The organism is Litoribaculum gwangyangense, assembly GCF_039543505.1.
GTDB classification, from domain to species: Bacteria; Bacteroidota; Bacteroidia; order Flavobacteriales; family Flavobacteriaceae; genus Litoribaculum; species Litoribaculum gwangyangense.
In genome coordinates, this window is the sequence record NZ_BAABJW010000001.1 from 405,295 (window position 1) to 419,094 (window position 13,800).

The following is a 13,800-nucleotide window of genomic DNA, read 5'->3' on the forward strand; positions in this document are numbered from 1 at the left end:
TTTATTCTTGAGCTGTAGATGCTTCAGCAGTTGCTGTTTCTCCTGCTTCAGCAGCCTCTGCTGCTTCTGCTGCTGCTTCTTCTTCATCTTCAAACTCATCTATTGACACTCTTGAACGTCTTACCAAACAAACAACTGTATTATCTGGATGCATAAATTTATAAGCGTCGTTTTGTAAGGTTGTAATGTAAAGTTTACTTCCTATTTTTAAAGGTGTAATGTCAGCCTCTATAAAATCTGGTAAGTTAGCTGGTAAGGCTTTCACACGTAAGCTACGTCTGTTTTTTCGCAATACCCCACCATTTTTAACACCACGTGAGTTACCAACAAATACCACTGGAATTTCCATAGTAATCTCTTTGTCTTCGAATAACTGATAGAAATCTACGTGTAAGATTCTGTCTGTTACTGGGTGAAATTGAATGTCTTGTAAAATAGCGTTGAATTTTTCGCCATTGTTTAAAGCAATCACAACTGTATGCGCATTTGGAGTGTATACAAGTTTAGAGAAAGCTAATTCTTCTGCTGAGAAATGAACTGGCTTATCTCCTCCGTATAATACGCAAGGAACCTGACCAGCATTACGTAAGGCTTTTGTTGCTTTTTTGCCCACGCTTTCTCTTTGAGATCCGTTGATTGTAATTGATTTCATTTTCTATTTATATATAATTATTAATACTCTATATTGATGTGATTTACATCACAAATTTTGAACTAATTGACTGATTATTATGAACCTTTTCCATAACCTCTGCAAATAAATCGGCACAACTTAAAACTCTAATCTTATCACTTAATGGTTTTATTGGTATAGAATCGGTTACTATGAGTTCTTCTAATTTTGATTTATTCAAGTTGTCATATGCTTTTCCAGATAAAATAGGATGTGTACAAATCGCTCTTACACTAAGCGCTCCTCGTTCCATCATTAAGTCGGCTGCTTTGGTTAAAGTACCTGCTGTATCGACCATATCATCTACTAAAACGACATTTTTCCCTGTAACGTCACCAATAAGTTCCATATGAGAAATGATATTCGCTTTGGCTCGTTGTTTATAGCAAATCACAACATCGCTTTCCAATGCTTTTGAATAGGCATAAGCTCTTTTAGAACCACCCATATCTGGCGATGCAATGGTTAGATTATCTAAGTTTAAGCTTTTTAAATAAGGTAAAAATATGGTAGATGCAAACAGATGATCTACTGGTTTTTCAAAAAAACCTTGAATTTGATCTGCATGCAAATCCATTGTGATAATGCGGGTAGCTCCTGCTGCTTCCAACATTTTAGCTACCAACTTGGCCGCAATAGGTACTCTTGGTTTGTCTTTTCTATCTTGTCTTGCCCAACCAAAATAAGGCAATACAGCTGTAATATGTCTGGCTGAAGCACGTTTTGCAGCATCAATCATTAATAACATTTCCATTAAGTTTTCAGGACCTGGATTGGTAGAACCAATAATAAATATCCTTGTACCGCGAATGGATTCTTCATAGGAAGGCTGGAATTCACCGTCGCTATAAGTAGAAGTAATCACATTACCCAACTCCGCACCAAATGCTTTGGCTATTTTTTCACCAAGAACCTTACTTTGTGTACAAGCAAAAATTTTAGCTTCAGTAATTACTATGGGCATGTTAACTTATTGTTTTTGAGTGTGCAAACGCTATCTGATTTTTAGCGAGGTGCAAATTTATACATTTATTTTAACCTAAAAAGTATATTGGCTAGTATTTTTATGTTTCATATCGAAAAAATATATATTTTTGCTGTCCGAAATAAGCTCAAGTGGCGGAATTGGTAGACGCGCTGGATTCAAAATCCAGTTTCTTCGGAAGTGTGGGTTCGATTCCCACCTTGAGTACACCATGGGACAAATCATTATCATTTGATTTGTCCCTTTTTACTTTCAATTTAGAAGTGATTTCAAAACTAAAGTTTTATTATACTAAGAAGTTATCAAGTTGGTTTTGAAAATCGAAAAAACTGAATTGTTTACTTACAAACTTAATTTAGTTATATTCAGTATAAAATGTAAATATGTCTTCGATATTGTAAAAAGATATAATTGAAAATGAAAATCTTACGAAGTTGTTTTCAAACCAAAACAATAATATTAAATTAGCATGAAACTTATTGAAATGAGTTCAATAGTAACCTGAAATGAATCTATGAAAAAAGCACTTTTGATTTTAGCAATTTTAGCAGTAAGTTTTAGCAATGCCCAAATTTATAACCCTGTAAAGTGGGAAACTGCCGTTGAAAAAATATCAGATAAAGAATATGACTTGATTTCTATAGCTACCATAGAATCTGGTTGGCATTTATATTCGCAAAGTGTTCCGGAAGATGGCCCCATACCCACCACGTTTTCGTACACCAACGAGGATGGATCTTTCAAACTAATAAATAATACTTCAGAAGAAGAAGGCCATACGGTTGATGACCCTGTTTTTGAGATGAAAATTAAATACTTTGAAAACAAGGCTACCTTTAAACAAAGAATTAAAGTTGAAAAAGAATTTACTACCATAAATGGTTTGGTGGAGTTTATGGCCTGTAACGACGAGCGCTGCACACCACCAACAGAAGAGGAATTGATTTTTAATTTAGATGGTTCTAATACAAGCAATAGCACTGTTGAAAACCTTTCTTCAGTAGATAATACCGAAGTAAATAATTTACTATATGGTTTATCGCCTGAGGATATCAGCAAATCTTCAACAAGTTGTGCCAATGAAGCTGCTATCAACTCAAATAGCTTAAATACCGGAAAATCACTTTGGAGTATCTTTTGGTTGGGTTTTTTAGGCGGTCTATTAGCTTTGTTAACGCCTTGTGTATTTCCTATGATTCCTTTAACGGTTAGTTTTTTTACTAAAAAAAGTGGTCAAAATAAAGCTTCAGGTATTTCAAAAGCGCTTTTATATGGCTTTTTTATTTTTGCAGTTTATATCATTTTAAGTGTACCATTTCACTTATTGGATTCTGTAAATCCAGATATTTTAAATGAAATCTCCACGAATGTGTGGTTAAACGTTGTTTTCTTTGCGATTTTTCTATTTTTTGCCTTTTCGTTCTTTGGGTATTATGAATTGACTTTACCCTCCAGTTGGACAAACAAAACCACTCAAGGTGAAAATGCAGGAGGATTGATAGGTATCTTTTTTATGGCGCTAACCTTAGCAATTGTATCCTTTTCTTGTACGGGACCCATTTTAGGTTCGCTATTAGCTGGTTCTTTAACAGCCGACGGTGGCGCATGGCAACTTACAGCTGGTATGGCAGGGTTTGGGGTATCTTTAGGTTTACCTTTTGCACTATTCGCCATGTTTCCTAATATGATGAACGCGTTGCCAAAATCAGGTGGTTGGTTAAATACTACTAAGGTCATTTTGGGGTTTTTAGAATTGGCATTAGCCTTCAAATTTTTATCAAATGCTGATTTGGTTCAACACTGGGGCATCTTGAAAATTGAACCTTTCTTAATCATTTGGATTATTATTTTTGCTGGATTAGCTTTATATCTGTTTGGTAAAATTAAATTCCCACATGACTCACCCATTAAAAAGTTATCATTCTCGAGAATAGCAGGAGGCATATTAATAGCATCATTTGTTGTCTATTTGGTATCGGGCTTTAGGGTTAATAAAGAAACCAATACTTTTACGCCTTTAACACTCTTAAGTGGTTTAGCACCTCCAGTAGGTTATAGCTTTTTGTATCCTAACGATTGCCCCAATAATTTGGATTGTTTTAAGGATTTAAAAACAGGTATTGCCTATTCTAAAAAGGTTAATAAACCCATTATGTTGGATTTTACAGGTTATGCTTGCGTGAATTGTAGAAAAATGGAAGAACATGTGTGGTCAAAAAAGAGTATTGATGATTACTTGAGAAATGATTATGTGTTAATATCATTGTATGTAGATGATAAAAAAGAGCTCCCTGAAGATGAGCAGATGTCGGTGAATAGAATCAATGGCGGCACCAGGCAGTTAAAAAATTATGGACATAAATGGGCCAATTTTCAAACACAATTTTTTCAAACCAATTCGCAACCCTATTATGTTTTATTGAACGCGGATGGAACTAAGGTCTTAAATCAACCGGTTGGTTACACACCTGATGAAAATGAGTACGCTACATTTTTAGAATGTGGATTGGAAGTTTTTAAAAATAAATAGTCATGAGTGAAGTATTAAGTCCGTCAAAACTAGAAAAGCATTTTTCATCATTTAGAAAAAACATTGTTGGTATTGATGCAGAATTTGATTCCCCTTATGGAAGAAAAAAAATTATTTATGCTGATTGGACTGCAAGTGGAAGACTTTATAGACCTATTGAAGAAAAGCTTTTAAACGACATAGGTCCTTTTGTAGCCAATACTCATACAGAGACATCAATCACTGGATCTGCCATGACTTTAGCGTATCATGAAGCCAGAAATATTATAAAAACTCATGTTAATGCTTCAAAAGATGATGTGCTGATAACTGTAGGCACAGGCATGACGGGAGCTATCAATAAGTTTCAACGAATTTTAGGTATTAAACTCAATGAAAATTTAAAAGACCATACACAGATTCCAGAAGAAAAACGCCCTATTATTTTTGTATCCCATATGGAACATCATTCCAACCAAACTTCATGGTTGGAAACTATTGCTAGGGTTAAGGTAATCCCTTCTAACCATAATGGTTTACCTTGCTTGGAAAGCCTAGAAAATTTATTAAAAGAACATCAAGATGTTCCTATTAAAATAGCTGCTATCACAGGTTGTTCTAATGTTACAGGTATTAGAACAAATTACCATCAAGTTGCTAAAATCATGCATCAAAACAATGGTTTATGTTTTGTTGATTTTGCATGTTCAGCACCTTACGTTTCAATCGATATGCATCCAAAAGATGAAGAAGCCTATTTGGATGCGATTACCTTTTCACCACATAAATTTTTAGGTGGGCCTGGAACGTCTGGTGTGTTGATATTCAACAAAAAACTTTATAAAAATTTAGTGCCAGATAATCCGGGAGGTGGTACGGTTAGCTACACAAACCCTTGGGGCGATCATGATTATATTGATGATATTGAAACCCGAGAGGACGGTGGCACCCCAGGCTTTTTACAGGCTATAAAAATTGCGCTTTCCATTCAATTAAAAGAAGAAATGGGTATCCAAAATATTCTGGATAGGGAACACGAATTGTGTGAAATTGTATTTAACAAACTTTCAAGAATTGACAACTTAACCATTTTAGCGCCTGAGCATAAGGAAAGATTGGGCGTTTTTTCATTCTACATAGAAAACACCCATTACAATTTGATAGTTAAGCTATTGAATGACCACTTTGGGATACAAACTCGTGGTGGTTGTTCTTGCGCAGGTACGTACGGGCATTATCTGTTGCATGTGGACCAACTCACCTCTAAAGCGATTGAACAAAAGATATTGGAAGGCTGTTTAATGGAGCGTCCAGGTTGGGTTAGAATGTCCCTTCACCCTACCATGACAAATACCGAAATAGAGTTTATTTGTGATGCCATTGAGCAAGTAGCAAACAACTACAGAGAATGGGAAAAGCATTATACCTATAATGCCTTAAAAAACGAGTTTGAGCATTACAACAAAATGAATGTAGAGAGAAATTTAACGAAAGTATGGTTTAACACGTAATTTTCTATAATTACGGATTAATGACCGATGCAATTTAGGTTTATTCATTTGGATTGATTCGATAACAAATAAATATCCTTTACAACAGGTTGTATGCAACGATATATCTTTTTTTACCGCAAAACAACAAAATTTACCACTCGTCTTCTTGCTCTTTATCTATTAAATAATTAAATAAACTTTTACTTAAGCCATTAAAAAGGCTTTCGATTTGAGAAGGAACTTTTGAATAATCTACTTTTAAATTACCATTATTTGAATGAAAGTCACTCGATTTAAAGTTTAGACTTGTTTTTTTGTTTTTTGAACTGGTTTGATAGGATAGTTTTTTAGGCTCAAAACTAAAACCATCGTCTTCAAATTTTATAGATATCGTAAATTCGACATCATGACAGTTAAATTCAGACGCTTCAGTAAAACAAATGGCATTATGCGTAAAACCTTCAAACTTGAGTTTTTTAGATTTTTTGCCTTTCTCTGTTTCGTCATCTTTAATTTCGTCAGACTTTCCTGTTTTTTCTTTGACCCAATCTTTGGCTTTTTCTAACATTTCATTTTTGTCCATTCCTTGAACATCAACGAATATCTTTTCAGGCTTCAATCCGTCCTTATCAAAATTAAACTTATCAGATTTGTTTTGAGAAAAAATTGATACAGAACAAGATATAGTTAAAAATAATATGAACTTTTTCATGATAGATTTTTTGGTTTCAGTAAAAATAATGAAAAAAATTAAGTAAAAACCCAGGTGTTTTTCAATTCATTAACATATCTGGTGTTACAACTGTTCTAAAACCAATATGTTCAGCGGAAGAATCTGTACTTGTGCCCATCCTAGAGGACACTCTATAACTAGCGCAGTAGGAGTCGCTGCACAAAAAGGAGCCCCCTTTTATGATCTTCTCCTGTAAATATGGGCTATTTGGATTATAAGCTTTATCAGCTCCTTTTGGGTTATTAATTGTGGTATTATTTGAGGCCAACTCATTATAATAGTTTATATTGTACCAATCAGAGGTAAACTCCCAAACATTTCCTGCCATATCATACAAACCAAAATCATTAGGCGGATACGATTTTACGGGAGCTGTTCTTTCAAAACCATCTTCTAAAGTATTATAAACTGGGAACTCACCTTCCCAACTATTGGCTTGATTGGTTAATTTAGATCTATCATCACCCCAAAAATAAACGGTACTTGTTTTATCTCCTCTGGCGGCGAACTCCCATTCGGCTTCTGTGGGCAAGCGTCTTCCAGCCCATTTACAATATGCTCTAGCATCCTCATAACTAATATGAACAACTGGGTGATTCTCTTTACCTTCAATGGTACTATCTGGTCCACTTGGATGTTTCCAATTTACACCAATAACCCACTGCCACCACTGTGAAAAATCATACAAATTAGGAACTGAAGATTTTGTTTTTTTAAACATTAAAGATCCTGGTTGCATAATGCTATCATGAGGCTTAGGAGTGCCTTCAGGTAATTGTTTTTTCATTTCTTCCCAATCAATGGGTCGTTCTGCAACAGTTACATAGCCCGTATCTTCAACAAATTTTGAGAATTCAGTATTGGTAACTTCAGTAATATCCATAAAAAATCCATCAACCGTAACAGGATGTTGTGGCTTTTCGTGCTTCATGGCCATCTGGTCTTGCGGCACAGCACCTTGTAAAAAAGTGCCACCAGGTATCCAAACCATTCCTTTTGGTGGATGTGTAATAAGACTATCTATTACCCTTTTTGATATTTTTTCATTCACAACTTTCTCTTGAACGATGGTTTTATCAGCTTTTTCCTTACAAGTAAAAACCGTTAAGACAGCAAGGATGGCTATGATTTTTTGCTTTATTTTCATTTGGTATTATTGTGACAATTATTTAATAAATAACAAAAGTATTTATTTATTATTTCAAAAGACACTAATGTGTTTTTAAAGTGTTTGATTTTAACATAGTTTATATTTGTTTTCTATACTTATGGTTTTAATTACCTTTGCTTAACCTAATATATTAGTTTATGATATTTTCAATGACAGGTTACGGAAAATCTGTATTACAGTTACCTACCAAAAAAATAACTATTGAGTTAAAATCCTTGAATAGTAAAAATTTGGATTTAAACACTCGAATGCCTTCTATTTATAGGGAAAAAGAATTAGCCATTAGAAAAATTCTTGCTGATAAATTGGAACGTGGTAAAATTGATTTTTCGATATATGTTGAAGCCACTGCCGAAGACACCTCCACCCAAATAAATACGCCTGTTGTTAAACAATATATGGAGCAATTAAAAACGATTGTTGAAGGCAGTGATCTGGAACTTCTAAAAATGGCGGTTCGTTTTCCTGATGCCTTAAATACGGTGCGTGAAGAAATAGATGAAAATGAATGGCAAGCTATCGAAACAGAAATATACGCAGCAGTTAACGATTTAATTAATCACAGACTTGATGAAGGTAAAGTGCTTGAAAAAGATTTTAACAGTCGCGTGGTTACTATTGAAAAATTATTGGAAGAAGTGGTTGCAATGGACCCTGAACGTATTGAAGGCGTTCGCGAGCGTTTACTTAAAGGGGTTGAAGAATTGAAAGATAAATATGACGAAAACCGTTTTGAGCAAGAACTTGTTTACTACATTGAAAAGTTTGATATAACCGAAGAAAAGGTACGATTAAAAAACCATTTAAATTATTTTACCGAATCCATAAATTCTGAAGATTCCAACGGAAAAAAACTAGGGTTTATAAGTCAAGAAATGGGTAGGGAAATAAACACCATTGGCTCTAAAAGTAATTATGCGCCCATGCAACAATTGGTGGTTCAAATGAAAGACGAGCTTGAAAAAATTAAGGAACAGTTATTGAACGTACTTTAAAATAAAAACAATTAGTGGCAAAACTAAACAAAAATCAAGGTAAACTTATCGTGTTTTCAGCACCTTCAGGTTCTGGAAAAACAACCATTGTAAGGCATCTATTGGGTATCGAATCATTAAATTTAGAATTTTCAATATCGGCAACTTCACGGGAAAAAAGAGGAAAGGAAGTTAATGGTAAAGATTATTATTTTCTATCTTCTAAAGAATTCAAAAATAAAATAAAAAATGACGAATTTTTAGAGTGGGAAGAAGTGTATCGCGATAACTTTTACGGTACATTAAAAACCGAAGTAGAGCGCATCTGGTCACTAGGTAAAAACGTGATTTTTGATATTGATGTTTCTGGTGGACTTAGAATAAAACGTAAATTTCCTGAACAAACACTGGCTGTTTTTGTAAAACCTCCAAGTATTGATGAACTTAAAATTAGGTTGAAAAAACGCAAAACCGAAAGCGCCGATAAAATTAACATGCGCGTAGCTAAAGCATCAGCAGAATTGGCCACTGCACCACTTTTTGATACCATCATTGTAAATGACACTTTAGAAAACGCTTTAAAAGAAGCTGAAACTATAGTTGGCAATTTTTTAAAATCTTAGTCATGAAAGTAGGCTTGTATTTCGGTTCTTTTAACCCGATACATGTTGGGCACTTGGTAATAGCAAACCATATGGCAGAATATAGTGATTTAGATCAAGTTTGGTTTGTAGTGACGCCCCATAATCCGTTCAAAAAGAAAAACAGTTTACTAGATGATTACCAACGCCTAGAAATGGTATATCGCGCCACAAAAGATTATACTAAATTAAAACCCAGTGATATTGAATTCAAACTGCCACAACCCAATTATACAATTAACACACTTGCTTATTTGCAGGACAAATATGCTAACTTTGAATTTGCTTTAATTATGGGTGAAGACAATTTGAAAAGTTTTCATAAGTGGAAAAATTATGACGTCATTCTTGAAAACCATCATGTATATGTTTACCCCAGAATTTCAGGAAATCATATAGAAACTCAATTTGATAACCATACTAAGATACATCACATTGATGCCCCTGTAATGGAACTCTCTTCTACTTTTATTAGAAAAGCCATTAAAGCTGGCAAAAATGTCAAGCCTATGCTTCCAGAATTTGTTTGGGAGTATTTAGATGAAATGAATTTTTATAAGTAATTCAAAAAATCACTTAAATATCTAATTTACAGTAGCGTTGATGTGTAAAATAAATCGGCAAAACGAATTAAGTATAACCATTTAAAGGAGAAAAAAGCAAATCAACGAAAAAAATAAAGAAAACATTTATATTTCATTACACCCAACTAATTTTACAATGCTATTAATCAATTTAAATTTAAATACGCAATGAAAAATTTTAAAAAAAATATTGGCCTTCTAGTCGTTCTTTTTTCTTTGTTGCTTGCAACTAATACTTACGCTAGTTCCTCTCCTGTCGACGATTTTAGTAGTGATAGTTCTGATTCAAAAGACAACAATGGAGGTGACTGTGTTCCATTGGATGGTGGCTTAAGTATCCTTTTATTGGGTGCTGCTGCATTTGGAGCAAAAAAATTACATGATACTAGAAAATAGTACATCAAACAAAATTTAAATTATTAAAACAAGCAAGTTTGTCTATAAAAACTTGCTTGTTTTTTTACTAAATAAATTAATTGGCCACGTTTGTTCATAGAATAAAAATGTATTTAACCGAATGTGGGTGTTTTTTTAAAGACCAAAAATTAAATTTCATCGAAAAAAGAAGTTTACAATTATTTGACAATGAAATTCTAATTATTTTTATGATGCTATTAATCCATTTTATCCCAAAACAATGAAAAACGAAAAACAAACCTTATCCAAAAGGGTGGCATTAATTGCCATAGTTTTAGCACTAACATTTCCAACCAGCTCTCATGCTTGGGGATGGTGGAGTTGGTGGACTCACAAACATTCAAGAACTTGTGGGCACTATCAACAAAACAACAATCATGACTCTGTTCCACTTGATGGTGGTTTGGGTATCTTATTGCTTGGAGCCGCAGCTTTTGGAATCAAAAAATTACGTGAAAATAAAAAATAGTGAATTTAAAATCACTTATAAACGATATTCCAAAACCAATAAGGCTTTTCCTAGGAAAAGCCTTATTGGTTTTTATTATTTGGAAACTCGTTTATGGCCTATTTCTGTCTGACTCAAGATTATTGGACAGCCCATTAACAACACATGTTGCGAATGCATCTGTATTCGTTTTAAATGGTTTAGGCGATATGTCTGGTTTTACCTCAAAAACCGAACTTTCTACTTACATAGAGGGAGAGGGACTAGTTACTCAAAAAGCATCTAAGATTTATCATTACGATAAGCTTGTGCTCTACATAGCCGACATATGCAATGGTTTAGAATTAATGGTTTTGTATATTGGTTTTATTGTTTGTATGCCCTCAAGATTTTGGCGTAAAGTTAAATATGTTATTATCGGTGTAATATTGATTGACTTTATAAATATACTCAGATGTACAGGGCTTATATACTTACGGGAATATTACCATGCATATTTTGACTTTGCCCACCATTATTTATTTAAAGCTGCAGTATACACGGCTACATTTTTGATGTGGATGGTTTACGCAAGAAAAATTAGTTTAAAAAAAGATGAAGTTGTATAAATCAGATAAGTTCCGTTTCATCGCTGGACTTATATTTATTATTATTATCTATTCTTGGTACTATCTCTTTTTCATTACTGAAAGTGGGGAATGGTTATTACTCCCTAAATTAACTTTTCATCTAATCAGATTTGGAGTGACTATCCTAGTATATTTTATTGGCACCTTTCATCTGGGAAAATTAAAGGATAAATGGATGTCTTCTATTTGGCATCTTGTTCATATTTCAGGACTTATTATAATTACTAGTTTAGGTTTGTTTGATTGGTTTATTATGGAATTAAGTCGAGATATTAAAAACTTTGCTCATACTATTCAAGAAATTTTAATATCGCCAGTATTATATGTGGCTATGGGTTTACTTAATAGAAGTCTAAAAAAAGAAACCGCCTAAAGTAAGACACTTTAAACGGCTTCTAAACTAAATAACCAACCAAAATTTTTATTTAACCCTCGTGTTTTCTCTCGGGTTATCTACTTTATCTTTTCTAAATTTACGTTTCTTTTCAATATTTAGATCTTTAGAATCCCCTTTTGTATTACCAGTTTTCAAGAATTGTATATAGCCTCTACCTTCAAACTCATAAACAGTTCCAGAATTTGGGTGATACAACTCTATCTTTCCGTCATTTATAACGCTCAATTCGAAATATTCATTGCCCAAATAATCATAATCTAATGTTAAAGTTTTCAAATACATATTCCCAGTTATATTTCCTACACCATAAATCCCGGTATAATCCCAATATAAATTATTTGGGTTATTAATATTTATATCTTGTGAACTTCTAAAAGTAGAATCATTTCCACCAGCTAAAAACTGTAAATAATTTTCGTTATCAAATTCATTAATAGCTCCAAACTCGCTGGTAAAAGTTTTTTCCCAAGCTTCATATTCTTGTAAGAAGTAATGAATGTTATCATAGAAAACAAAGTCGTAATCAAAATTGTTTCTTTGATAACCATCTAAAAAGTATGATGTATCATTGTTTGGATTATATAGCTCGATAGTATTTCCATCAATTTGATAAACATCAAAGGTTGAAAACCCATCAAGATCATGATTTACATCTAAAATCATATTGTAAGCATCATATTCACCTACATCTATCCCAAAACCATTTCCACTGTTACCGAGACCAACAATATTATTATTGGCATATACTATTCCATTTATAAATGATATGGTAAAGGCCTTTTGTAAAAATGGGGTTTCTCCATATCCAACAGTTGAATTAATATCAACATACCAAAGTTCATAAGAACTTAATAATTGATTAATTGAAATTTGTGGTGTATTATCTACATATTCTTCTACAATTACTTCTGTATAACAAGAAGTAAAAAGAGTTGCTATTATTGAAAAGCTTAAAAGTAATTTTACAGTCCTCATAATCAAATATTTTTAGGGTTTCTACTTTCTAAGTTTCAAAACGCGTGCCAAAAAAAATTCTTAATGTTTTTAATAGATTAACTCTAAGCAATATTTTATGTATTTTTGAAACTGATAACAATACAATTTTTATGGATAAACCTTTAAAATATGCGGTTTTTGGAGCAGGAAGTTGGGCAACAGCTATTGTAAAAATGCTTTGCGAAAATTTAGATGAAGTGGGCTGGTATATGCGAAGTGTTTATATAAAAGAACACCTATTAAGGGAACAACATAACCCTAGTTATTTAAGTTCGGTTGAGTTTCATTTAGAGCAATTAAAGCTTAGTAACGACATCAATGAAATTGCTGATTATGCCGATGTGCTTATCTTTGTAATTCCTTCCGCTTTTATACATAATGAACTTGAAAAACTAACCATTGACATTTCCAATAAAATAATTGTTTCTGCCGTAAAAGGTATTATGCCAGAGAGTGGTTTATTAGTTGGCGAACATTTCCATGATATTTATAAAGTACCATTTGAAAATATAGCCGTGATTGCAGGTCCTTGTCATGCAGAAGAAGTGGCTTTAGAGCGTTTATCTTACTTAACTATTTCATGCTCTGATGCTAAAAAAGCGAAAGCCATTGCTAAAAACTTATCGAGTGATTATATAAAAACAAAAATCAGCGATGATATTATTGGTGTAGAATATGCTGTGATGCTTAAAAATATTTATGCTATTGCTGCTGGTATTGCTCATGGTTTAGGTTATGGCGATAATTTCCAAAGTGTTTTAATGAGTAACTCTATTCGCGAAATGAAACGTTTTATTAAAAAGATGCATAAAATGAAACGTAACATTAACAATTCGGCTTATTTAGGAGATTTGTTGGTGACGGGATATTCTACCTTTTCCAGAAACCGCATGTTTGGAAACATGATTGGCAAAGGCTACACTGTTAAATCAGCTCAAATGGAAATGAGCATGGTTGCTGAAGGATATTACGCCACAAAAAGTGCGCATTTATTAAACGAAAAAAATGCCAAAAAAACGCGACTCCCTATTATAAACGCTGTTTACGAGATTTTATACGAGAATAAAAACCCTAAAAAGGTATTCAAGAAATTGACTGAGCAGTTGGATTGATATTAATTCTTCACCTTACACAGGAAGGTAGATTTAAT

The 13,800-nt window shown here is 33.2% G+C and carries 15 protein-coding genes and 1 tRNA gene; 11 read left to right on the forward strand and 5 right to left on the reverse strand.

Annotated elements, in window-relative coordinates:
* Nucleotide 1: 1 nt before the first annotated feature.
* Nucleotides 2–652, reverse strand: a complete 651-nt coding sequence (locus ABD963_RS01720; RefSeq protein WP_345275210.1) for a 50S ribosomal protein L25/general stress protein Ctc — start codon at nt 650–652, stop codon at nt 2–4.
* A 43-nt stretch (nt 653–695) separates the two neighbouring features.
* Nucleotides 696–1,637, reverse strand: coding sequence for a ribose-phosphate pyrophosphokinase (locus tag ABD963_RS01725; RefSeq protein ID WP_345275211.1), 942 nt, complete (start codon nt 1,635–1,637; stop codon nt 696–698).
* A 146-nt stretch (nt 1,638–1,783) separates the two neighbouring features.
* On the opposite strand from ABD963_RS01725, the gene ABD963_RS01730 reads away from it, so the two are divergent.
* From ABD963_RS01730 to ABD963_RS01740, 3 genes are all read left to right on the forward strand, one after another.
* Nucleotides 1,784–1,865: transfer RNA gene (locus tag ABD963_RS01730), tRNA-Leu, on the forward strand.
* A gap of 307 nt (nt 1,866–2,172) precedes the next feature.
* Nucleotides 2,173–4,188 (forward strand): protein-disulfide reductase DsbD family protein, encoded by a 2,016-nt coding sequence (locus tag ABD963_RS01735; RefSeq protein ID WP_345275212.1) that lies wholly within the window; start codon nt 2,173–2,175, stop codon nt 4,186–4,188.
* Nucleotides 4,189–4,190: 2 nt separating this feature from the next.
* Nucleotides 4,191–5,678, forward strand: coding sequence for an aminotransferase class V-fold PLP-dependent enzyme (locus ABD963_RS01740; protein ID WP_345275213.1), 1,488 nt, complete (start codon nt 4,191–4,193; stop codon nt 5,676–5,678).
* A 133-nt stretch (nt 5,679–5,811) separates the two neighbouring features.
* Here the strand turns inward: ABD963_RS01740 and ABD963_RS01745 are convergent, their stop codons facing one another.
* Nucleotides 5,812–6,372, reverse strand: coding sequence for a hypothetical protein (locus ABD963_RS01745; RefSeq protein ID WP_345275214.1), 561 nt, complete (start codon nt 6,370–6,372; stop codon nt 5,812–5,814).
* Nucleotides 6,373–6,433: 61 nt separating this feature from the next.
* On the reverse strand, nt 6,434–7,540 hold the full coding sequence (locus ABD963_RS01750; RefSeq protein WP_345275215.1) for a formylglycine-generating enzyme family protein: 1,107 nt from the start codon (nt 7,538–7,540) through the stop codon (nt 6,434–6,436).
* Between the two features lie 161 nt (nt 7,541–7,701).
* Here ABD963_RS01750 and ABD963_RS01755 point away from each other — a divergent pair, with 161 nt between their 5' ends.
* The 7 genes from ABD963_RS01755 (at nt 7,702) to ABD963_RS01785 (ending at nt 11,630) form a co-directional block, all read left to right on the forward strand.
* Nucleotides 7,702–8,559, forward strand: a complete 858-nt coding sequence (locus ABD963_RS01755) for a YicC/YloC family endoribonuclease (RefSeq protein ID WP_345275216.1) — start codon at nt 7,702–7,704, stop codon at nt 8,557–8,559.
* Nucleotides 8,560–8,573: 14 nt separating this feature from the next.
* Nucleotides 8,574–9,161, forward strand: coding sequence for a guanylate kinase (gene gmk / locus ABD963_RS01760; protein WP_345275217.1), 588 nt, complete (start codon nt 8,574–8,576; stop codon nt 9,159–9,161).
* A 2-nt stretch (nt 9,162–9,163) separates the two neighbouring features.
* On the forward strand, nt 9,164–9,742 hold the full coding sequence (gene nadD, locus ABD963_RS01765; protein WP_345275218.1) for a nicotinate (nicotinamide) nucleotide adenylyltransferase: 579 nt from the start codon (nt 9,164–9,166) through the stop codon (nt 9,740–9,742).
* Between the two features lie 237 nt (nt 9,743–9,979).
* On the forward strand, nt 9,980–10,159 hold the full coding sequence (locus ABD963_RS01770) for a PID-CTERM protein-sorting domain-containing protein (RefSeq protein ID WP_345275219.1): 180 nt from the start codon (nt 9,980–9,982) through the stop codon (nt 10,157–10,159).
* A 241-nt stretch (nt 10,160–10,400) separates the two neighbouring features.
* The gene (locus ABD963_RS01775; protein WP_345275220.1) at nt 10,401–10,649 is read left to right on the forward strand and encodes a PID-CTERM protein-sorting domain-containing protein; all 249 of its coding nucleotides are present in this window, start codon (nt 10,401–10,403) and stop codon (nt 10,647–10,649) included.
* Nucleotides 10,649–11,236 (forward strand): exosortase/archaeosortase family protein, encoded by a 588-nt coding sequence (locus ABD963_RS01780; protein WP_345275221.1) that lies wholly within the window; start codon nt 10,649–10,651, stop codon nt 11,234–11,236. Before ABD963_RS01775 ends, ABD963_RS01780 begins: the two co-directional genes overlap by 1 nt.
* A 136-nt stretch (nt 11,237–11,372) precedes the next feature.
* On the forward strand, nt 11,373–11,630 hold the full coding sequence (locus ABD963_RS01785; protein ID WP_345275222.1) for a hypothetical protein: 258 nt from the start codon (nt 11,373–11,375) through the stop codon (nt 11,628–11,630).
* A 48-nt stretch (nt 11,631–11,678) separates the two neighbouring features.
* Here ABD963_RS01785 and ABD963_RS01790 read toward each other — a convergent pair whose 3' ends face one another.
* Nucleotides 11,679–12,629: a nicotinic acid mononucleotide adenyltransferase gene (locus ABD963_RS01790; protein WP_345275223.1), complete on the reverse strand. Its 951-nt coding sequence runs from the start codon at nt 12,627–12,629 to the stop codon at nt 11,679–11,681.
* A 131-nt stretch (nt 12,630–12,760) separates the two neighbouring features.
* On the opposite strand from ABD963_RS01790, the gene ABD963_RS01795 reads away from it, so the two are divergent.
* A complete protein-coding gene (locus ABD963_RS01795; RefSeq protein ID WP_345275224.1) occupies nt 12,761–13,762 on the forward strand; it encodes an NAD(P)H-dependent glycerol-3-phosphate dehydrogenase in 1,002 nt (333 codons plus the stop codon).
* The last annotated feature ends 38 nt before the right edge of the window (nt 13,763–13,800 follow it).